19 protein-coding genes are annotated in these 22,189 nt (G+C 31.5%); 1 reads left to right on the top strand and 18 read right to left on the bottom strand.

All coding sequences use genetic code 11. The features are described from left to right. Positions 1 to 4 precede the first annotated feature (4 nt). The 5 genes from IMX26_RS14375 to IMX26_RS14355 all read right to left on the bottom strand — a co-directional run bounded on the left by IMX26_RS14375 (position 5) and on the right by IMX26_RS14355 (position 4,348). Positions 5 to 946, bottom strand: coding sequence for an ABC transporter permease (locus IMX26_RS14375; protein WP_207729288.1), 942 nt, complete (start codon positions 944 to 946; stop codon positions 5 to 7). Between the two features lie 199 nt (positions 947 to 1,145). Beyond that, positions 1,146 to 2,117 carry an AraC family transcriptional regulator gene (locus tag IMX26_RS14370; protein ID WP_195159060.1) on the bottom strand — a complete coding sequence of 324 codons (972 nt, stop codon included), beginning with the start codon at positions 2,115 to 2,117 and terminating at the stop codon, positions 1,146 to 1,148. Positions 2,118 to 2,236: 119 nt separating this feature from the next. Then, positions 2,237 to 2,974: an MBL fold metallo-hydrolase gene (locus IMX26_RS14365; protein WP_195159059.1), complete on the bottom strand. Its 738-nt coding sequence runs from the start codon at positions 2,972 to 2,974 to the stop codon at positions 2,237 to 2,239. 67 nt (positions 2,975 to 3,041) lie between these two features. Further along, a complete protein-coding gene (locus IMX26_RS14360) occupies positions 3,042 to 3,488 on the bottom strand; it encodes a MarR family transcriptional regulator (protein ID WP_195159058.1) in 447 nt (148 codons plus the stop codon). Positions 3,489 to 3,517: 29 nt separating this feature from the next. Further along, positions 3,518 to 4,348: an EFR1 family ferrodoxin gene (locus IMX26_RS14355; protein ID WP_195159057.1), complete on the bottom strand. Its 831-nt coding sequence runs from the start codon at positions 4,346 to 4,348 to the stop codon at positions 3,518 to 3,520. Positions 4,349 to 4,634: 286 nt separating this feature from the next. Between IMX26_RS14355 and IMX26_RS14350 the strand changes: the two genes are divergently transcribed. After that, positions 4,635 to 7,865, top strand: a complete 3,231-nt coding sequence (locus tag IMX26_RS14350) for a hypothetical protein (RefSeq protein ID WP_195159056.1) — start codon at positions 4,635 to 4,637, stop codon at positions 7,863 to 7,865. Between the two features lie 85 nt (positions 7,866 to 7,950). Here IMX26_RS14350 and IMX26_RS14345 read toward each other — a convergent pair whose 3' ends face one another. The 13 genes from IMX26_RS14345 to fabK all read right to left on the bottom strand — a co-directional run bounded on the left by IMX26_RS14345 (position 7,951) and on the right by fabK (position 22,189). Further along, positions 7,951 to 8,829 (bottom strand): hypothetical protein, encoded by an 879-nt coding sequence (locus IMX26_RS14345; protein ID WP_195159055.1) that lies wholly within the window; start codon positions 8,827 to 8,829, stop codon positions 7,951 to 7,953. Positions 8,830 to 8,867: 38 nt separating this feature from the next. Next, positions 8,868 to 10,064 (bottom strand): hypothetical protein, encoded by a 1,197-nt coding sequence (locus tag IMX26_RS14340; protein ID WP_195159054.1) that lies wholly within the window; start codon positions 10,062 to 10,064, stop codon positions 8,868 to 8,870. 143 nt (positions 10,065 to 10,207) lie between these two features. Next, positions 10,208 to 10,423 (bottom strand): hypothetical protein, encoded by a 216-nt coding sequence (locus tag IMX26_RS14335; RefSeq protein ID WP_195159053.1) that lies wholly within the window; start codon positions 10,421 to 10,423, stop codon positions 10,208 to 10,210. 247 nt (positions 10,424 to 10,670) lie between these two features. Continuing rightward, a complete protein-coding gene (glmS, locus tag IMX26_RS14330) occupies positions 10,671 to 12,491 on the bottom strand; it encodes a glutamine--fructose-6-phosphate transaminase (isomerizing) (RefSeq protein ID WP_195161418.1) in 1,821 nt (606 codons plus the stop codon). A gap of 286 nt (positions 12,492 to 12,777) precedes the next feature. Then, a complete protein-coding gene (glmM, locus tag IMX26_RS14325) occupies positions 12,778 to 14,130 on the bottom strand; it encodes a phosphoglucosamine mutase (protein ID WP_195159052.1) in 1,353 nt (450 codons plus the stop codon). Positions 14,131 to 14,145: 15 nt separating this feature from the next. Then, positions 14,146 to 15,057: a CdaR family protein gene (locus tag IMX26_RS14320; protein WP_195159051.1), complete on the bottom strand. Its 912-nt coding sequence runs from the start codon at positions 15,055 to 15,057 to the stop codon at positions 14,146 to 14,148. A gap of 232 nt (positions 15,058 to 15,289) precedes the next feature. Then, entirely contained in the window at positions 15,290 to 16,117 is an 828-nt protein-coding gene (gene cdaA, locus IMX26_RS14315; protein ID WP_195159050.1) for a diadenylate cyclase CdaA, read from the bottom strand. Positions 16,118 to 16,160: 43 nt separating this feature from the next. Next, entirely contained in the window at positions 16,161 to 17,570 is a 1,410-nt protein-coding gene (locus tag IMX26_RS14310; RefSeq protein WP_195159049.1) for a tetratricopeptide repeat protein, read from the bottom strand. Positions 17,571 to 17,908: 338 nt separating this feature from the next. Next, positions 17,909 to 18,334, bottom strand: coding sequence for a 3-hydroxyacyl-ACP dehydratase FabZ (gene fabZ, locus IMX26_RS14305; protein WP_195159048.1), 426 nt, complete (start codon positions 18,332 to 18,334; stop codon positions 17,909 to 17,911). A 2-nt stretch (positions 18,335 to 18,336) separates the two neighbouring features. Continuing rightward, positions 18,337 to 19,575, bottom strand: a complete 1,239-nt coding sequence (fabF, locus tag IMX26_RS14300) for a beta-ketoacyl-ACP synthase II (protein WP_195159047.1) — start codon at positions 19,573 to 19,575, stop codon at positions 18,337 to 18,339. Positions 19,576 to 19,584: 9 nt separating this feature from the next. Further along, a complete protein-coding gene (gene fabG / locus IMX26_RS14295; protein WP_195159046.1) occupies positions 19,585 to 20,319 on the bottom strand; it encodes a 3-oxoacyl-[acyl-carrier-protein] reductase in 735 nt (244 codons plus the stop codon). Next, positions 20,319 to 21,251 carry an ACP S-malonyltransferase gene (gene fabD / locus IMX26_RS14290; protein ID WP_195159045.1) on the bottom strand — a complete coding sequence of 311 codons (933 nt, stop codon included), beginning with the start codon at positions 21,249 to 21,251 and terminating at the stop codon, positions 20,319 to 20,321. The genes fabG and fabD overlap by 1 nt, the downstream gene beginning before the upstream one ends. Next, on the bottom strand, positions 21,239 to 22,189 hold the full coding sequence (gene fabK, locus IMX26_RS14285; RefSeq protein ID WP_195159044.1) for an enoyl-[acyl-carrier-protein] reductase FabK: 951 nt from the start codon (positions 22,187 to 22,189) through the stop codon (positions 21,239 to 21,241). The genes fabD and fabK overlap by 13 nt, the downstream gene beginning before the upstream one ends.

Here is a 22,189-nt window from a genome sequence, read left to right as displayed (position 1 = left end):
ACCATTAAAACTCGCCCTTTTCATTAAGCATTTTGGGATTAATTATAATACTTAAGATATCTGCAACAAGATTACATAAAACAAAAATAACTGCTATAACTAAAACACAACCATTTATTGTAGGCAAATCTCTACCTATAATTGCATCTACTAAATGACTGCCAATTCCTGGCCAAGAAAAAACATTCTCCATAATTGCACTTCCTGCTATCATGTATCCTAAGTTTTGACATAAAACAGTTACCATAGGTGGTAGGGAGTTTTTTAAAACATGTCTGCAAATTATATTTGCGCTTGAAATCCCTCTTGCTTTTGCATATGTTACAAAGTCTTTATTCATATTTGAAATTATAGTAGCCCTAAATAGTCTTATAGAAGTTGATATAATAGGAATAGCAAGTGTTAATGAGGGTAATATTAAACTTTTTAAATTACCATAATCTACTACATTAAAAACTGGAAATATTACAGCAAACGTAATAAGCATTATAAACCCTAACCAAAAGCTAGGTACAGACATTCCAATAATGGTTATCATTCTCAATAAATGATCAAAAAAACTATCTTTTTTAATAGCAGACAATATACTCATGGGAAATGTTATTGTAATAATCCATATAAAAGAAGCTGCAACCATCATTAATGTAGCTGGCAATTTTTTAGCTATGTCTACACTAACAGGATTTCTTGTAATTAATGATATACCTAAGTTACCTTTTATACATTGACTTACCCAGCTGAGATATTGCTTATGTAATGGTAAATTCAGTCCCATTTCCTCTCGTATTTGTTCTATTTGATCAAGTGTAGGATTTACCATGTTACGTCTTGCTAGTGCCTCAGCAGGATCAATAGTGGATATATTTGAAAATACAAATGAAAGGATAGTTACTCCTATTAAAACTATTATTAAACTAATAAGTCTTTTTCTTATATATCTAATCAACACTTAACCTCCTAATGGATTAAGTTAGTTTCAACTAACTTCTATTCTTTTGAATATTAACATAAAAAAAATAACCCTGTTTACTCATTCAGAGCAACCAGGGTTCCAAACAGATAATTAATCATTAAAAACTCTACGCTTAATTTTATAATAGAATATAAGACTTAATCCTAATGTATTCTACAGCGTTTTTGCACTATCATTGATGTAAATTTCTTACATCACTTGGGGTAATATTGTAATGTTGTTTAAATGCTTTAGCAAAACTATGATGATTACTATATCCACAATCTAAGGCAATTTTCATTATACTTTTATCACTATTTTCTAATGATTCTTTCCCTTTTTCCATTCTAGCTTGTTTAATATAGGCGTATATACTAGTTAAAAACGTTTGTTTAAAGCACCCTTTCAGTGTGTTAGCTGAAATATTAAATCTATCACAGATATAATTTATAGTAATCTTTTTATCTAAATTCTTTATTATATAGCTTTTAATAATTATCACCTTATCAATTGTAGAACGATTATAATAAACTACATTAAATCTTTTGTTTTTATCAAAATTTTTTACTTCATAGAATACTAATTCAATCGCTTTTAATCTCATAATTTCATTATCATTATTGTAAATAGCTTGTTTTATCTCATTTAAAAGACTTTTTACTGTACTATTATATTTAACAACTATTGCTTTACCCTTATTAATCATTTTATAAAAATCAGCAAAAAAATTTTTATCTACTTGAAATATTTCTTTAAATACTTTTATTATTTCATTACTGTATCCTAAAAATGTAATGCTTTCATAATGTTTATCATAAGGCACCATTGCCCTAACATTTCCAGTTCCTTGATAGTACATAGCTATACCTTTACTACCTAAAAATACTTTGTTCTCTTGATTACTGCTCAAGAGACTTCCCTTTAAACAATACTCAATTTTTAAATAACCTTGGGAAACCGTCTTATATTTCGAAAAGCAGTTAACAATCTTGCCTTGTAACATTAAATCATTAAATACTACTTTTAAGCCTGGTATAATATTGAAAATTGTAATTGTACCTTTTCCGTATTTAGGCAAAATTGTATGTATAGTATAGTTTTTTGTTGTCTTATTTAAAGTAGCCATCTTATTAAGAAAAAATGAATCTTTTTTAATGTCATTCAAATCTAACTCACCTTCTTTAACAGTTTATCAATGGCTATTTATATATTAAATATGATTACCATTATTATTTAACTCTGGACACATGGGAACAGCTAGCAGAACTTAAAACTAATCTATAGTTAGTCTGCTTTTACCATATTGTCTTTTTTATTCTTGTAGATATTTTTCTTAAGTTTTTCAATTCCAAAAATTTCTCCATGTGCAGGATATATCATCTTAACATTTTGATTAATAAGCTTCTCCCAGCTTTGATAATATTGTTTTAAATCAGCAATAAAAATAACACAATATTTTGTTCCCATAAATCCTAGCATATTTGCAGCAGCATCACCTACAAAGCAAATCCCATTATCAAGTAATAATGAAATTGAATCAACTGTGTGACCCGGTGTATAAATAATTTTTCCAGGAATATCTATGCCAATTTCTCTTAATGTTGTTTGATCGCTAATAATAATATCATTACTATCTATTTTATAAGCTGGAAAAGTAAAATCCCATTCTTTATTCATCTTCTTAAATATTTTAATCATCATATTAACTCTCCTGTTAATATAACCACCACCAGAAGACATATTATTTTTTCCCTTTTCAAGAAGAGCTACACATTTTTCATGCATAATAATTCGGCAAGATTTATTACAAGTTTTAATTTCATTTAATAAACCTGCATGATCATCATGGTGATGAGTTAACAAAACATAAGCAATATCATTAATACTAATATTTAAATTTGATAAGCTTTTATAAAACAAGGCTTTATCTTTTTCATATCCTGTGTCTACAAGTAAATACTTATTTTTAATTGGAATTAGATAACACATTGTAGCAGATAACTTTAATTTAATTATTTCCATACTTTGTCCCCTCTTTCTGTTTTAATAATTGTTCCTTATTTTTACTAACTAACTCTATAGCTTTTAATTATGAAAGTCGAGGTAAATGATTTTCAGCAATAGTTATAAGTCCTAATATTCCATTAATTTGTTCTTGACTTAATTCTTTTAGATATGCAACTATTTTATCATTTAGTTCTTGATGAAATAGTTTATGATTTTCATATGCAATTTTACCTTCTACTGTTAATTTAAAATACACTTCTTTTTTGTTTGTTTCTTTTTTATATTTTTCTAGTAATTTCTTCTGTAATAGTTTTTGAGAAACTTGTGTCACTGCCCCATTTGTTATATCTAGTTTACTTGATAACTGAGAAGCATTTATTTCTTTACTAGTTCCGATTGCATCAATAAAATGAATCTCAGAATGATATAAAAGCTGACTTGTACCAAAATTCTTAGGTTTTTTATCATTTAGATTAATTCTATATTGAACAGCTGCCATCTTCTCAATTATTTTAGAGCAATCATTCATTTTAACTTACCTCACAGGTGTTTTTTTTCTTATAGATAAATTATACCTTTTGAATTGTCTATTTCTTCTTTTGTTGTTTTATGAAATTTTAATTTTTGAGACCAAGCATGAGATAGATCATTTGTTTTTATTACTTTCTCAGGACAATTTGCAATGCATTTAAAGCATGCAATACAGGCCTTAGGATTAGCAGTACCTTTCTTTGCATTCATAGCATTTGTTGGACAAATACTTTCACAAATTCCACACATACAACAACTTTCGGTAACTCTTGTTGGAAGCTGTTTTATTAAGTTAAATCTATATTTTTCTGCCATATTTAATTGTATTTTACTATACTTTGGTTTTTTAAACTTTCTAAGTTCTCCTGGATCTTCTCCAGTAAATCTTTTAACTGTAGCAACTGTATATTCTTCAGCAAGCTTAAAATCTGATTTATTAGGACGCTCTGTAGCTGCTTGCCATCCGCTGTAATTAAATGTATGAGCTCCTAAAAACTCTGCTGTAGAAACAAGCTTAAAATTTTGTTTATCCAATAGCTCTTTTATATAATAATGAGCTGGATCTTTTCCAAAACCTCCATATGTAAAAAAAACTGAACATTTTTTTCCTTGACCATTAAGCTTTTTTAGCCAATTTCTACATACACGTGGTGCCCTTAAGGAGTAAATAGGAAAGCCAAAAATAAAGGCATCATAATCACTAATCGATATATCTTCTTCTCTAATAGATTTTGCAGTAATGTCAATTACAGTTATTGACACATTAATATCTTCTAATTTTTTTGTAATTATATCTGCAATTTTTTTTGTGTTATTAGTACCAGAAAAGTAGGCCATCATTACTTTTAAATTTTTCACTGTATAATTCCTCCGTTTTAAGTTTATAATACCTAGTTAATTTGTTTTAGCAACTAAAACATATCATATATGATAATGATAGTCAATATCATATAGATACTAAAGTATTTTAAACTGTAATTAAGCAAGTAAATTTATTATCATATGGTTATAAACAAATATTTTATAGTTATCTATTTGTAAGTTATTTTTATTATAATGACCCTTACTGGAAAATACTTGTACTAATTTTTAAATAATACTAATAGTATATCAATGTGTATTTTATTAATTAGGAGGTATCAAAATGACTCAAGAGCAAGGAAAATTTTTAAACAGCACTATTCAACAGCATTACATTAAAAAAAATCAAGAAACATTAGAGTGTGATAGGTTTATTTATAGGGCCCTTTTAATAGCCAAATATCTTGATAAAAATGAGCAAAACCACCAATGTAAAGAACGAATTATAAGAAACTGTATTGCATCTTCAATGCCAAGTATTAATAAGGCAATTACATCCGTTAGTGATGTGGAAAAGTACAATTTTGTTTCGATACCATCGTTTTATAATTTAAATTTATATGTTAAAATACTTGAACATTTGTTAAATTTTTATTTAAATGTTGAAGTTATTCTTTTAAACAAAATTAAGACTGCACTCGTTGAATGTATTGAAATTACTCATAAAAAAGTTAACGAATTAATATTAATAACAGGTAATCCTAAGGCTTTAGACATGGCTATGTTGTCTGAATTATTTGTTAAATATAATGGTGATTTAGATAAATTCAAAAAGTATATTGAGGGACATTTAAAATGTGTTAATGATGAAGATGTTGACGCTCAAGAGATTTATGATGATTTAGTAAATGATATTTTAGGTATACAACAAGAAACTTCAAAAACTAAAATAACTAAAATAAAATCTTTAAATGAAAAGGCTAATGACTTTTTTGATGATTGGGAGAAAAGCCAAAAAGTAAGTGATGCTCAAGACTTTATCAACAATACATCTAGCATTATAACTGGTATTACTGAATTAGGAGGTTTAATAGCAGGTGCAACAGGCAATGAAGAAGTAGAAGAGGCGTTTAATTGTGCTGGTGTTATTATTGGCGCAACTCTTAGTGTAGGGATTTCACTAATTGGGTGTGCTGCTGGGCCACTTGGACTTATAGGGGTGGCTGCTAGTTTAATTGGAGGTATTACATCTATAACATCATATTTTATTAACAGAAACAAAAAAACTCCAGAGGAAATGATTATTGATCAAATTGCTCAATTAGGTGATATGATACAACATAATTTTAAGAATGTATTTAAGTATTTAAATCATATAGAACAAACAATTATAGAAAACTTTGTAGATATTAAAAATGACTTAGCACATATTGATAAAAATATTTCAGTGATAAAAAAATCTTTAGATAATATGTTTGATATCCTCTTAGATGAAGACTACTTTAATAATAGAAATGAAATGTTAACTTACCATGAAAACTTTAATAATGATATGCCATATGAGATGCAGATTAAAGGATTTTATAATTTTATTAACTGCTCTACCATAAAACCAATGTTAAAATCAAAACATTTAGCTGATGGTATACCCGAGTGTATTCAAGGTATAAAAGAAAATGGTATTGATGAATATATTCCATTTTTAGCTGAGTATGCTGATACCTATTTGTCGCCTATCAATAGATTAAAAGAGTATATATCACCAATATACTGGGCAGAAGGTAGCCTTAGTTTAGTTGAGTTTATTTTAAGAACCCCAGAATTTTGTGTATTAAATAAACAACAGCAAACTTTTAATGAAATTATTCAGCTTGGCAAAAATGTAAATAATTTAACTGAGGAACTATATGATAATAACATAATTGAAAAAATTATTATGAAGTATATATCTTGTTTAGATGACTATATGCCTGAACTATCAGTTACGCAAATAAAAGGTGTAGATACAGCTAGCATAGCTGAATACATAAATGAAATTAAAACAGCTGTTAATAAGTCCCTTGAATTACCTGTGTTTAATGAAATTGATAAATATGCTACTTTAATAAAGGCTTATTTTAAGTTAATACATAGCGATGATTACAGAAATAATTCAGAGTTACTTCATTATGTAAACTGCTTATGGGATATAGCTGATTTTAAAAACTATTTATGCTCTATAAGTTTTGATACCTATAACTGGATGTCAGTTATTCCCGATGAATATAATCATTTAGTTGCAACATATGGTGAAGAATACTTAGAAGAGATTCTTTTGTTCATTAATAACAAGTACGGTTTATGGAAAAGAGTACAAAATATTAAAGACGAATTAAGAAGAGTTTGTAGGCAGTTAATTTGTTATAGCAAATTAAATAAAAAACGTATTAATTATACACTTGTCAGTAATATTATTAGCTATTTGGAAAGGTTTAAGAATGAATTTTTTGGAGATTTGCCTTTAGAAAGAAATGCAGTATATGCTGAAAAAGAAGCCATAGATTATATCTTCTTTGACTTTGGTAACATTTTAAATTATAACAGTGTTGGAGATTTTGCTAATAAGAATTTAGCTATTATTGGTAATGCAAAGTTTTGTAAGGAAAAGTCTGCCCTTGAACCATGGAAAATTTTTGACGGTAGTTGGCATACTGTTAGTAACAATACCAAAGTAAGTAAGTTTAGTATAGAGTTTAATTTAAGTAAAATAGACAAACCCATTTATTTAAGGCTTTGTAGTAGATTTATTAATATGAATAATACTGATTACCTAAACAGAAAGGTTTCTATTACATTATCTAATCAAGAGGGTGAGTATGACATTGAAAAAGAATATAGACCAGAAACCTTTGTTTCTAACATGAGTGATTGTATTTCTTTATTTGATGGAAGTACAATAGTTAGCCCTTTACGAAATAGGTTCTTTAGAGAAGATGTTTGGAGGATATCAGCTGATAAGTTATCCAAAAATAATAGACTCATAATCTCTTCTAATGAGCCTTATATGGTTCATAATATTGAAATAGCCACAGATATTATGCCAACTTATAATAAAAAAGTATATGCATTATATGCACGTGAATTAAACAGCTATTTAGCTATAGAAGATTTAGAAAAAGACGAACACAGACTTAATACTCAAAAAGATTTAAACGATAAATGTCATTTCATTATGAGGAGAATGCTGTTTACTAATTATGTTCAACTTTATTCTCCTTATGTTAAGGATATTATTGTTCCTACAGTAGAAGATTTTATGTGTTGGTTTAATAAGTTTAATTTTAGACCTTGGGAAGAAGTATTAAATAATAGTGAAATAGCAAGAAATAAGTGGCTATATGTTAATCAAAAAGAAGATAATACACTAGCCTTAATTGCTCCAAAATTCAGTCAAAATACTTTATGTATTTCGTATGGTTATGTTTGTGAACAACTCTTTAAAAATGCAGCCAAACCTGATTCACTATTATTCTATGCCGGTAATATTAACCACTCTAAACCACTATGGCTTGAGCTAAAACAGGTAAAATTATAACTACTAAAAAGACTGTAACTTTTTTTAAACAAATATAACATACCTAATAACTACAGTTATTGGGTATGTTTTTATTTCTTTAGACTTAAAGTTCTTCTTTTTGAAAAATTGATAACTCATAGTTAAGTGGCAAACTTATCATTAGTTCTTTTATTTCACTAAAATTATTTAATATATTTAGGTAATCATTTTCATCTCGTTTTTTAGAAATTAGTAATTTAGCAGTGATGTACAAAATACTATTGAAATCAGAATATTTCATACTAAATACTTTCATACCAAGCTTAGCTAAAAATAATGCATCTTCACAATAAAATTTGTTTAATGTTTTATCATCACTACTTACTCTTAAGTAAAGAGGTGTTAGTTTTTTTAAATCATTAAAGTATTGCTCTTTATTTTCTACAAGTAAATTTAACAAGCAAGAAAAATAATATTTTTCATACTTAGTACTAGCTGCACTTATAGCCTTTTCAATTTGATTTAAGACCAAATTTTTATCTTCGGTTTTATTAAATACATAATATATAAAATTATGTTGTGACTTATTGTTGAATAAACTAGATTGGCTTAACTGTGGATATTTTTTAAAATAAACATTTATAAGCTTATTATCCTCCAGGATTATTGCTTTTTTCATTCCTCTCATATGATAAGTGTCACAACCACCTACATACTTTTGTTCATCTTTGATAGCTAGATGATGAAGATAGTTCAGTCTTACATGTGTATAAAATGACTTGTTATAAAGGTCTTCATTATTTTCTGCAAATAAATGATAAATACCATAACTTAATATTTCATTAGCACGTTTGTGGAAAAATGCTGCATAGTTTTTTACTGTATAAAACTTATTTAATTTAGCAGTAAGATATTCAGTAGTATATCTTTTTTTAAAAATGTTATCTTCACAAATAAATTTATTAATTACTATTTTATCTTTTTGCTGTACATTTAATAACATAACTTTTATTAACCTTTTTTAATATTTTAATTGCTACCTTAATTATAGTTTTCTATTATTGTATTGTCATAGGTACCCACTGGCATCATCAATATACCATCATAATAATTTTTAACTTGTAACGGTTGTTTGTTAATGTAGAACCACAAATTATTATCAAAATCTTTGTTTTGAAGTGGTAAAAATCCAGACTTATTTTTAATTAACTTTGCCATAAGCACTGGTAAATTATTTTTTAATCTTAGTTTCAATAAATTATAATTACCTCTGTAATTACTTCCTTTGCTATAACATAAACGTATGCTATAGGTACTATTTTTAGCATGTAAGTTTCTATTGCTTAAATATTCACCCACCCACTCTATGTCAAAGGTATTTGAATTATTTTTTATATGTTGAGAACCCATATGTAACATAATTTTAGTTGTATTTTGCAAATACTGATCTACAGTTTTTTTAATATACTCTTCTCTTTCATAGTATCTTTGCTCTTTTTTGCCTATTTCAATGAGATTTCTACAATTGTGGCTTAAAATCTCTACTTCAATCATTTTATATAACCTATTATACCAATTATCTGTGAGTTGCTCTGTTAGTATGCTTTGATTACTTTTTATTTCTAAAAGTGTTGTTTTTAAGGCTTTAAGATATAGTTCATTATCCATATGGTTTGTGTACTTAGTTAGTTGATCTTCAATATATTTAGATTTTAAGATAGAATTCATAAATTTTAAACTGTTAGTAAAGTAGAGTTTTTGATGATTAATATCTATAGTATGTACTTTAATTTTAGATTCATGAGTTAAGTTATAGTCTTTTAAGATATCTATACGGTGTAACTCTAAAAACATTTTTTTCTCATCAACTTCTTTAAGTAATCCAGCAACATAGTCTTCGTATACCCAGTTAAAGCAATGTGGCATTTCTATTAATAAAGTATTAAAATTACTTTTTTCATGAAGCTTTATCATTAGGTTAGTTAATACTAAACCATTTTCTTTTATGTAATGGGTTTCACCTGTCATTACAATTTTATATTTTGCTAAATACTCTATCATGTCATTAGGATACTCGTATTGCTTAAAAGTTATTAATTCTTTTTTAACAAGCCTAGTTAACTCAGAGTACGTCATACAACCTTTCATTTCATAGGTAATATTGGCTCTGTAAATAACAAAACAAGCTATAATTACTATAAGCATTAGTATTGCTATTAACAGTTTTTTTTCATTCATAAGTACTCCTTGATGTTTGCATAAAGTAAATACTATTTGTATAGATTTACCTAATTTTTAATGCGTAAACTTTTTATTGACTATAATATTATAATTAATTGTACATGGTTCGGCAATATTCTATATTTATCAATTTTAATATGTTAAAAATTATTTGTTATGTTATTGATTGATTTATCAACTAATATTCCTATCTTAGATAATTGCAGGTTTGACAACTGACGCCCAATGGGCTCCCCTACGCTTTGTTTCCAAAAAGGGTTTTTTTTATCTTTTGTACAAATCGTTATAAAGTAATACCCTGCTTGGGAATAATCGTAATTTTTTAATCTATTATGTTTTCGTTTTGGTTTGTTCATAATTTACTCGCTATCAACTAATATTCCTATCTAAAATAATTGCATGTTTGACGACTGACGCCCAATGGGCTCCCCTACGTTTTGTTGCTAAAAAAGGTTTTTTTACCTTTTGTTCATATCATTGCATTACCCTGCTATGTAATAAATTATAACTAATTAATAATTAATTAAAAAGGCCTCTAAACTTTTATTTAGAGGCCTTATTTTTAATTTTTATTAATAGGGTTTTTATGTTAAACAGTCTTACCTACTCCACAGTTACACTTTTTGCCAAGTTTCTTGGTCGATCTGGGTTTATACCACGTATTACTGAGGCGTGGTATGAGAGTAATTGTTGTGGTATAACACTTAGTATGGGTGAAAGCCAAGATGATACTTTTGGTATTGCTATTACTGTATTAGCAATCTCTTGAGCTTTGTTAGGCTTGTCGGTTATTAGTATAATGTTACCACCACGAGCTTTTACCTCCATTATACTGCTATGCATTTTATCTCTTATGCTATCTTGAGTTACAACTGTCACTATTGGTGTACCTGGTTCAACTAGTGCTAATGGACCATGTTTTAACTCGCCTGCTGCCTTTGCTTCGGCATGGATATAAGAGATTTCTTTTAGTTTTAGGGCTCCTTCTAATACTACAGCATAGTCTAATAATCTACCAATAAAGAAACAGTTTGCGTTATTTCTCATTGTTTGTGCAATATTCTCTATTTGGTTCTCTTGTTTTAATAGTTCAGCTGCGTATTTACTTAGCTTTGGTATGTCTTTTACTATTTGAGTAGTATCTATAGCTACCTTACGAATATCTTTTAAATATAAGGTTATTAATGTTAGTAATACCAACTGAGAAACATAGGCTTTTGTAGAAGCAACTCCTATCTCTGGTCCAGCGTGTAAGTAGGTCACTGCGTCACATTCTGCTGCAATGCTACTATTTACAACATTCACTATACCTAATACAGGTATATTAAGTTTTTTTGCTAATCTTACAACTGCTAAGGTATCTGCTGTTTCGCCAGATTGGCTTATTACTAATACAACATCACCTTTAGCTAAAAGTGGGTTTCTATAACGATACTCACTTGCTACATCCACTTCTACAGGTATTTTCGCTAAATTCTCAAATAGATATTTGCCTACTATACCTGCATGATATGATGTACCACAGGCCACAATATGAATTTTTTGAGCATCTTTTAACACATCTTTTATATTATCTAACTCAGGTAAAGATATAGTGCCATCATCATTAAAACGCCCCCTCAGAGTGTTTTCAATTACTTCTGGCTGTTCTTCTATTTCTTTACGCATATAGTGGTTAAAACCACTACGTTGAGCTTCTTCTATATTCCAATCAATTTCTTGAATTTGCTTTTCAATTTTTTCACCCGTTGCTGTTATATAAGCTTGGGCTTTATCTGGAGTTATTACTGCCATCTCACCATTCTCTAAGCGCCAAAACTTCTTGGTATATTTAACCAATGCTGAGGGATCAGAGGCTAGTATTTTTTCTCCTTCACCTAAACCTATTAACAGGGGTGTTTCTTGGCGAACTGCTACTATTTTATTAGGCTCATAGGTGCTTACTACTGCAATTGCATAAGCTCCCTCAAGTTTATTTGCTACAGCTCTTACAGCGTTAAACAAATCTCCAGCATATAGTTGCTCTACTAAGTGAGCTATAACTTCGGTATCTGTTTCCGAATCAAATTTATGACCTTTTTTTATCAGCTCTTCTTTTAGCTCTAAATAGTTTTCTACTATTCCGTTGTGAATTATAGCAAAGTTATTATTGCAATCAGTATGGGGGTGAGAATTTACATCCGAAGGTTTACCATGGGTTGCCCAACGGGTATGTGCTATACCACAGTTACCTGTTGAATCAGCTACCTCTAATACCTCTGCCAGTTTACTTACCTTGCCCTCTTTTTTTATAACCTTTAGGTTTTCATTATGAAGTACTGCTACTCCTGCTGAATCATAACCTCTATACTCTAGTATTTGTAATCCATCTATTAATATTTTAGCGGCCTGTTTAGGGCCTGTGTATCCAATTATTCCGCACAAATTTTTAACCTCCAAAATAATGTCACCTGGTCAGTTTTAGGCTGTAGTTACCTACAGTTTTGTCTGCCGTTAACGGGTATGACAACCCGGAGGGCACCCGCCGACTATTCGATAAACCCTCTCCTCGTCAACTCTTAAAAGAGTCCGGGCGCTTAAGTATCACCATAAAGCTAAAGAGCTAAAAAGCCTAGTAACTTAATAGATACTATACTATTTTGATAATTTAAATGTTCTTAATAATTTACTACCTAAATATTGTATTAAATAATATTTAATTTTAGTACAGTTATTTACTTACCTCTTCAACAACTGTAGCAATTTTTTTAGCAGTTTTTACTGCTAGTTCTTCACTTTGGGCCTCAACCATTACTCTTATTAGCTGTTGAGTTCCAGACGGTCTTAATACTATTCGACCTTTATCTTGTAGTTCTTGTTCAGCCTTGGCTTTGTTATTCAATAGTTTTTTGTTATTCATTGTTTGCTGTTTATTAGCAACTTCAACATTAATCAAACACTGAGGATAAACCTGCATACCAGAAGTTAGTTCTGCCAAGGTTTTACCACTCTGTTTAATAACTGCGGCTAACTGTAAACCATTTAACATGCCATCACCGGTTATCGCCCATTCACTATTAATAATATGCCCCGATTGCTCCCCCCCTAATATGATATTTTTACTCTGCATTTGTTGCCAAACATAACGGTCTCCTACTTTAGCACGTATAAGGGCAATACCCTGTTCTTGAAGTGATTTTTCAAGACCCATATTACTCATTACAGTGCCTACTATAGCTGACTCTTTAAGTTTGTTTTGTTTAAACAAATGAGTCGCCAGAGTATATAATATAGAATCACCATCAATTTTGTTACCTTTATTATCAACGGCAATCAATCTATCTGCATCTCCGTCGAATGCTAAACCTAAATCTGCCTTATTTTTTAACACTTTTTGCTGTAACTGATGTATGTTTGTAGAGCCACAATTAACGTTAATTTTTGAGCCAAGTGCTTCACCATTAATGGTAGTTAAGTTGGCACCAGCTTTTGTAAATACTGTATTAACCCAAGGTGCTGCTGCACCAAAGGCAGCATCACAAACAATATTCATGCCATTAAGATTTACTGGTAGCTTATTTATTAAATAATCTATATAGAGGTTTACTAACTCTTTATTAGACTCTGGTAAAGGTATGTTTGTTCCAGTCACTCGTTTTGATGTTGTTTTACCAGCTAATCTATTACTTAGCTCTTGCTCTAGTTTAAGCTCAAGGTCATCTGCTAATTTATGGCCTGTTTTGTTGAATAGTTTAATTCCATTATCTGGAACTGGGTTATGTGAAGCAGAAATCATTATTCCTAAATCTGCTTTAGTAGTGGCTGTTAAATAAGATACTGCTGGGGTTGGTACAATGCCTAAACACACTGGTTTTCTTCCCATCGATGTTATACCCGCAACTAATGCTGACTCTAACATAAGTCCTGATACTCTGCTATCTCTGCCTATTAGTATAAATCCATTTTCTGTACTAGGTAAGGTATTCGCTATTGCCTGACCAAGTGCTAGTACAAATTCAGGCGTGAGCAGTGAGCCATTAGCTACACCACGCACGCCATCTGTTCCAAAGTATTGTCTTTTCAAAAACAGTACCTCCTATTATTCAAAAGTAATATTTACAGTCTTATAATCTGGTGAGCTAGGCTCTAAGTTATCTTGAAAAGCAATCTCTTTTTCTATAACATCGCCTTTTTTAATATCACTTATATCTATCTCTGTTGTAAATACTTCTGTTATTACATCTAGCTCAGCCTTTTGACCAAATACTTCTATTCTGGCTGGTTTTATTGTGTATGTTATATCCTCAGGTAATTCACCATTGAATGTGGCTTTTACTGGCAACCACTTTCTGTATTTAATTTTTAAGTTTACATTTACATTTTGATTAATTAATACTTTATCTATTGTTTTATTACTAGAATCTCTGGCTTCTGGCTTTATTTCTACAGCTGATATACCTTGCAACTCTAAGTTATATGGAACTACTACTTTTTTTATTTTTTCCATCTCACCACGCGTGCCTCTAACTTTAACTGTTTTAGGCTCCAAAACTACCTCTTCAATTATTAGTTCACTAGGTAATTCATTTAGGTATTCTATCTCTAATTGTTTTTCTTCCGTAATCCATTTATCTAGTACTATATCAATATTATCTGGCGTAATACTAGTAAGTTTAACTCCAAATGGTAATTGCGGCGTTAACTTAATATTATATTTACCATCTTTATACGATCGCAAATCTAATTTCATAGTGATGTCACCATCTTTTATGTTACTAATTTTTGAGGATTGCCCTCTTACTATTATATCTACATATTGATTAGTAACAGCTACCACATCGTAATTTGGATCTGTCATCCATTCTATTTCTACCTTGGTAAAGCTTTGAGTGGTGTTATCTATAGGTTCTACTTGTTGAGCTTGAACATAAATCCAAAGAAAAAAAGCAAAAAATAGTGCAAATATTTTTAGTAATGTACCTTGTTTAATATTAAAGCCTTTGCTTTTCATTCTTACACTCCTCCAACATGTAGCTTTAAGTTTATTTTAGTATAGTATATCTATATTGCTTTCTCAAATATTATCTCTAGATATTAAGTGTTTTCTTCATTATTTAATCTATCTGTAATATATACGTAAAACAAGTTAAAAAGTTCACTTTAAATTTAGCTTTACTCTTACAAAAAACCATAAAACTATTGCTAATATAATGGCTATTATTTTAGTTAAGTTATTATTGTTTTTATTTTCCATTGGAAGAAGCTCTCCATAGCTTATCTAGTCTTCTCTCATGTGGCTCTTGCATAAGATACTGCTGGAGTAAATCTGCTAATGTTTTAGAATCTATATAACGTTTTAGTTGACCGTCTACTGCTAATGATATTCCACCTGTTTCCTCCGAAACTATTATAGCTAAAGCATCTGTGTTTTCTGTAATACCTATAGCTGCTCGGTGGCGTGTACCAAGCTCGGTACTTAGTTCATTATTTGATGTTAAAGGCAAATAACAAGCAGCAGATACTATACGCCCTTTTCTTATCATAACAGCGCCATCATGAAGCGGTGTTTTTGGTATAAACATATTAATAAGCAAGGAACTACTAACCAAACTATCTATAGCAATGCCAGTTTCCATATAGTCACGCATTCCTGTTTCACGTTCCCATACAATAAGTGCCCCTATTTTATTTTTAGATAAAATGACTGTTGATTTTGCAACCTCTTCTATAGCCTCTGATATATTGGTATCTGGTCTGGTCCTAAAACTAGTTGGTAACAAACCTGTTCTGCCAAACTGTTCGAGTGCTCTTCTTAGTTCGGGTTGAAATAGTATAACAATAGCTAATAATCCTACTGTCCAAACATTGTTTAAAAGCCAACTTAGTGTTGTAAGTTGAGCAATTTCACTTATAGCTGTAATCACAGCAAGGGCTACAATACCTTTTATTAAAGGCACAGCCCTTGTTTGTTTAAATACCAACATAACTCTATATGCTATATAAGCAACAATAATTATATCGAGAAAATCAATTAATGAAAAATTTTTTAATATTCCTAAAATTTCTCCCATAACAATTACCCCTAACAGTTATTTAAAAACGCGTTTATCGCGTTTATCGCTTAATAAATTTATTTAAGATTTCTGAAACACCTTTTCCTGTTTTTTCTTTATTTTTTTTGTTTTTAGACTCTGATTCTATAGCAACTTTAATTAAGTTAACCACACTGCCTTCTTCTCCACCATTTTTCATTACGTTATTAAGGTGTTTTTGGGTAAGACATTTAGTTATTAAGGTGTTTGTTAATGTAAACACATTTTCATCTATATCATAACCCTGTTGCCAAGCAATAGCTGCCTGCTCCCACTGCTCAAGCATAGCATAGGCACAGCCCGAAAGAACAAATACAAGTGGATTAGTTTGCTGTAATCTGGCAGCTATATGAGCCTGCTCTAGTGCCTCTTGCGGCTTTTTTAACATTAAAAGTATTTCAGCTAAATTACCAATAATTGCAGGATTTTCTGGAGCCTGCTCTCTTGCTTTGAGCATATATTGTTCTGCTAAGTCATAGCTTCCTAAAACCAAGTAAGCTGAACCAGTGCTAACAACTGCTGGTAAGTAGCTTGGGTCTATTTTTAGGGTTTTATCCCAAGCTTTAATAGCCCGTTCATATAGTCCGTGATCATAAAAAAGCATACCAATATTGTAGCTAGCATAAAGGTTTTTAGGATCAATAGCTAATACCTGCTCCCATGCTCTTATTGCTTCATCAATTTTACCCTCACGTGCGTATGCTTCTCCTAAGTTAACTCTTATATTAATATCTGTTAAGCCGTTCACTAAAGCTTTCTCAAAATTTTCTATTGCTTTATTGGCTTTATTAAGTCCTAAATGTGCCAACCCCATATTATAATAAACAGAGGGGTCTTCGCTACCTAATTTAAGTTCTTTTTTGCAGTAGTTTAATGCCTTATTCAATTCATTTATATGCAAGTAAAGCATACTTATTTCATGTAAAACTTTTATATCTTCTTTATCTATATCGAGAATTTTATGCAAAGCTTTAATTGCTTCTTGATAATTACCTTTTAAGGTGTATACTCTCGCTAAAGTTTGATGAATGAGTTTTAATGAACGATTAGGGTTATATCTATCTGCCTTTTTTAAATGCATAATTGCTGCGTCATATAGTTTTTTAAAAGCATAACCTTTCGCTAATGAATAGTGGGCAAATACATTGTGCTCATCTATTCTAATTACCTGTTTCCATTCTTTAATAGCTTTATCTATATCACCCTGTTCAGCATATGCTGTACCGCGATGGTAAAGTGAACTAACAGCCTCTTTGCCATTAACATATTGTAAGCTTTCTGTAAGGCTATCTAGAGCTTTATCCCACTCTTGTAAATGCATATACGCTACACCTAAATCATGCAAATACATTGCATTCTCTGGCTCTTGTTTAAGTTTATTTTGTAAGTCTTCAATTATTTTATTTATTTGCTGACGTGATATTGATTGCATAGCCTAATCCTCCTACATAACTCTATATACTTTATTAGGTGTTAACATATAAATTCCTGCCTCATTTATAACTTTACCCAAATAGCAGTGATATAATCTGCTTTTGCAAAGTTTATCATATGAGCAATGTTAAAGCCTTAAAATTAGTCGTTGTAAAGTTTTATTATACCATAAAATAGATGAATGATTAATTACTTATTTAATTTGCTTACACTGAATTTTATGGGTCATTAATTGTTATTAACTATAAGTTTATTGTAGTGTTTTATGTAATGTTTACTAAGATATAAACTAAAGGGCTATTGCTTAGTTTATTAGCAACAGCCCTTTTGTAAACCTTATTCTCCTACTGCAAAGGTAAGCTCTGCAGTAGCTACTATTTTACCATTTACTTTAGCAATGCCTTTACCTATACCCACTCGACCTTTCATGGAGGTTAGTTCTGTTGATAGCTCTAAGGTATCTCCAGGCATAACTTTGTCTTTAAATCTGGCCTTTTTTATACCGCCAAAATAGGCTATTTTGCCCTTAAACTCTGGCATACTTAATAAGGCTACAGCACCGGTTTGAGCTAGGGCCTCTATTATTAATACCCCTGGCATTACCGGCTCTTGTGGAAAATGTCCTTGAAAATAGTATTCATCTATTTTTACATGTTTTTTACCTACAGCCACTTTACCTGGGATTAAATCTGTAATTTCATCTATGAGCAAAAAAGGGTGTCTGTGAGGTATTATTTGTTTTATTTGTTCTTTATTAAACATTTTTAGTTCTCCCAACGTTTAAACACTAGGGTAACATTATGTCCCCCAAAGCCTAATGAGTTAGATAATGCGTATTTAATTTGCTGCTTACGGGGCTCATTTGCAATATAATCTAAATCACATTCGGGGTCACTAACTTGGTAATTAATTGTAGGTGGTAATATGCCCTCTTGTAGAGCTTTAAGGCATACAGCCGCCTCTACTGCGCCAGCAGCACCCAATAGATGACCTGTCATTGATTTAGTAGAGCTAACAGGAACTTTAGCTGCATAATCTCCAAACGCTTTTTTTATTGCTAGGGTCTCTAATTTATCATTCATAGGAGTACTGGTGCCATGGGCATTAATATAGCCTATATCTTTTGCCGATATGTCTGCACTTTTAAGGGCCAAGTTAATAGCATTAGTTGCTCCTTCGGCCTCTGGTGATGGGGCTGTTATATGATAGGCATCAGCAGTAGACCCATAACCTACAACCTCACCATAAATTTTTGCACCCCTAGCTTGAGCATGCTCTAGCGACTCTAAAACTAGGGCTGCTGAGCCTTCACCCATCACAAAGCCACTACGTTCTTTATCAAATGGAATAGAAGCTCTATCTGGATTATCGCCATCATTTAAGGCATTCATTACCTGAAAACCAGCTATAGCAAGCGGAGTAATGGTTGCCTCTGCACCACCTGCAACTATTACATCTACATCGTTATTTTGTATTTTTTGCATGGCTTCGCCTATAGCCGTACTGCCAGTAGCACAGGCAGTTTGTACAGAAGAATTTACTCCTTTAAGATTAAGAGCAATTGCTATATAACCAGCAGCCATGTTTATGATACTCATTGGTATAAAAAATGGTGAAACTTTTTTGGGCCCAAACTTATTTAATCTTAATGCCTGTTTTTCAATAGTCTCTAATCCACCTATTCCACTACCAAATATTACACCTGCTCTATCTGCCTGTGGTGGATTATCACACAGCTTACAATCCTGCCAAGCCTGCTTTGCAGCAGCTAAGGCAAACTGGCAAAATCTATCCATACGTCTAGCATCTTTTTTTCCCATATATTCAGTAGGATCAAAATCCTTAACCTCAGCTGCTATTTTAACTGGAAAGTCGGTTATATCAAACCGCTTAATAAAGTCCATGCCATTCTTTCCAGTACTAATAGATTGCCAAAAGCTCTTTAGGTCATTACCTACAGGAGAAATTATTCCTATTCCAGTTACTACCACTCTTCTTTTCATGTTTACCTCCTACATCACCATTCCGCCATCTACACACAGTACTTGTCCTGTAATGTAAGAGGCAGAATCGCTTACTAAAAAACCTACAGCTTCTGCTACATCACTAGGTTTTCCGTAACGTTTAAGGGGGATATTTTTTAACATCTCATTCCTTATTTCTGTAGATAGTACCTCAGTCATAGAGGTTTCAATAAACCCAGGTGCAATGGCATTAGCTCTTACTCCTCTTGAGGAAAATTCTTTAGCTACAGACTTTGTGAAACCAATTAAGCCTGCTTTAGAGGCAGCATAGTTTGCTTGCCCCAAGTTACCAGTTATACCCACAACAGAGGCAATGTTTACAATTGATCCACTGCGTTGTTTTAACATAATTCTACTGATGTGTTTAGTACAGTTAAAAGCACCCTTTAAGTTAACAGCTAAAACTGAATCAAACTCAGCCTCGCTCATTCGCATTAATAAATTATCTCTGGTAATACCAGCGTTATTTACTAATACATCAATTCTGCCAAAGTGTTTATGGGTTTGTGTGATTAATTCTTTAGCATTGTTAAAATTGCTAATATCGCTGTTATTTATAATACATTCTGACCCATTTTGCTCACAAAGCTTTAGGGTTTCAGTTATTTCATCATCTTTTCCATAAAAATTAAGGGCAATATTCATGCCCATTTTACTTAAATGTATAGCGATAGCTTGACCAATGCCTCGGCTAGCGCCTGTTATAATAGCTATTTGCTTCATTAATTTGCCTCCAGTGTTTCAATAGCTTTATTGAGGGTTTCGATGTTATATACGTTAATGACTTTGGCCTTTTTATCTATTCTTCTCATAAAACTTCTTAGGGTTTTTCCTGGACCCACTTCAATAAAGGTATCAAAGCCTTCATTTAGTAAAGTACGCATAGCCTTCTCCCACTGCACGCTACTACATACTTGTAATGCTAATAGATCTCTTATTACTGTTTTATTACTAATAAAATCACCTGTTACACTTGATACAACAGGCATCGTAGCTTTGTTTATGTTTACTTTAGTTAATTCCTCAGCTAGTAACTCTTTGGCAGGCTGTAACATTGAGGTATGAAATGGGGCACTAACAGCTAATCTAACTGCTTTTTTTGCTCCCTTTTCTAGGCATAATTTACAGGCCTTTTCTACTGACTCAATTTCTCCGCCAATAACAATTTGACCCGGGCAATTGTAGTTAGCAACCTCTACAACACCCTCAACTTGCTGACAAATGTTATTTATTGCATCAGCATCTAAGCCTATTATTGCTGCCATAGTGCCAACCCCAAAAGGTACTGCCTCCTGCATATATTTGCCTCGTTTTTGAACTAAAACTACCGCTTCTTCAAAGCTTATAATGCCAGCAGCAACTAGCGAGCAATATTCACCTAAGCTTAACCCAGCTGTAGCTTTAACCGTAATTTCTTTTTCCTTTAAGGCTTCATACAATGCCATACAAACTGTTAGCATTGCAGGCTGGGTTATCTCTGTTTTTTTTAGGTCTTCTTCCGGACCATTAAAACACAAATCGGAAAGTTTATAGTTAAGGCTTTTGTCTGCAAGGTCAAATATCTGTTTACTTTGCTGAAGATTTTGATATATATCCTGCCCCATGCCTACATACTGTGACCCTTGGCCAGGAAATAATACAGCTATTTTGCCCATTTATTTACCTCCATTATTTTGGTTAAAACACTGGGGATATTTTCAATAAGGTCATGTATAATTTCTTGCACACTCTGTTCTTTTGTTACTAAAGCAGCGATTTGACCTGCCATAGGAGAGCCAAAATTCATGTCACCTTCAATAGCAGCTTTTCGTAAGCTACCTTGTCCTAATTTGTTTAGTTCTTCATGACTTGCTCCACTTTTTTCAAGCTTTTGATATTCACGAGTAAGTTTGTTTTTTAGTGACCTTACAGGGTGACCTGTGCTTACACCAGTTATTACAGTATCTCTATCTCGAGATTTTATTACTTTTTCTTTATAATTTGAGTGAATATTGCATTCTTTTGCTACTAAAAAACGAGTACCAATTTGCACGCCGGTTGCTCCTAAAGCTAAAACAGCTAAAACACCACGGCTATCTGCTATTCCTCCCGCTGCTATTACAGGGATATTTACTGCATCAACTATTTGGGGCACTAATGCCATAGTTGTTAAGGAACCAATATGACCTCCGGCTTCCATGCCTTCACATATTACGGCATCTACTCCCTTTTGCTCTAGTCTTCTTGCTAGTGCTACAGATGGAATAACTGGTATTACTTTAATACCGGCTTCTTTCCACATGTTAAGGTAAGTACCCGGATTTCCTGCTCCTGTTATAACTACATCAACCTTTTCTTCGCATACTACTTGAGCTACCTCATTAACATGTGGACTAAGTAGCATTATGTTTACCCCAAGGGGTTTAGAAGTTAAGTTGCGGGCCTTTTTTATTTCAGCCCTGAGCCACTCTGCGTTATGATTGCCAGCGGCAATAACTCCTAAACCACCTGCATTAGATACTGCTGAAGATAGGTTAGCATCAGAAATCCATGCCATACCACCTTGTATAATAGGGTATTTTATATCTAGTAATTCACATATGCTATTTAACAT

It is taken from the genome of Clostridium sp. 'deep sea' (assembly GCF_014931565.1).
In the GTDB taxonomy this organism is placed as follows: domain Bacteria; phylum Bacillota; class UBA994; order PWPR01; family PWPR01.
This window is presented reverse-complemented; position numbering and strand designations above follow the sequence as displayed.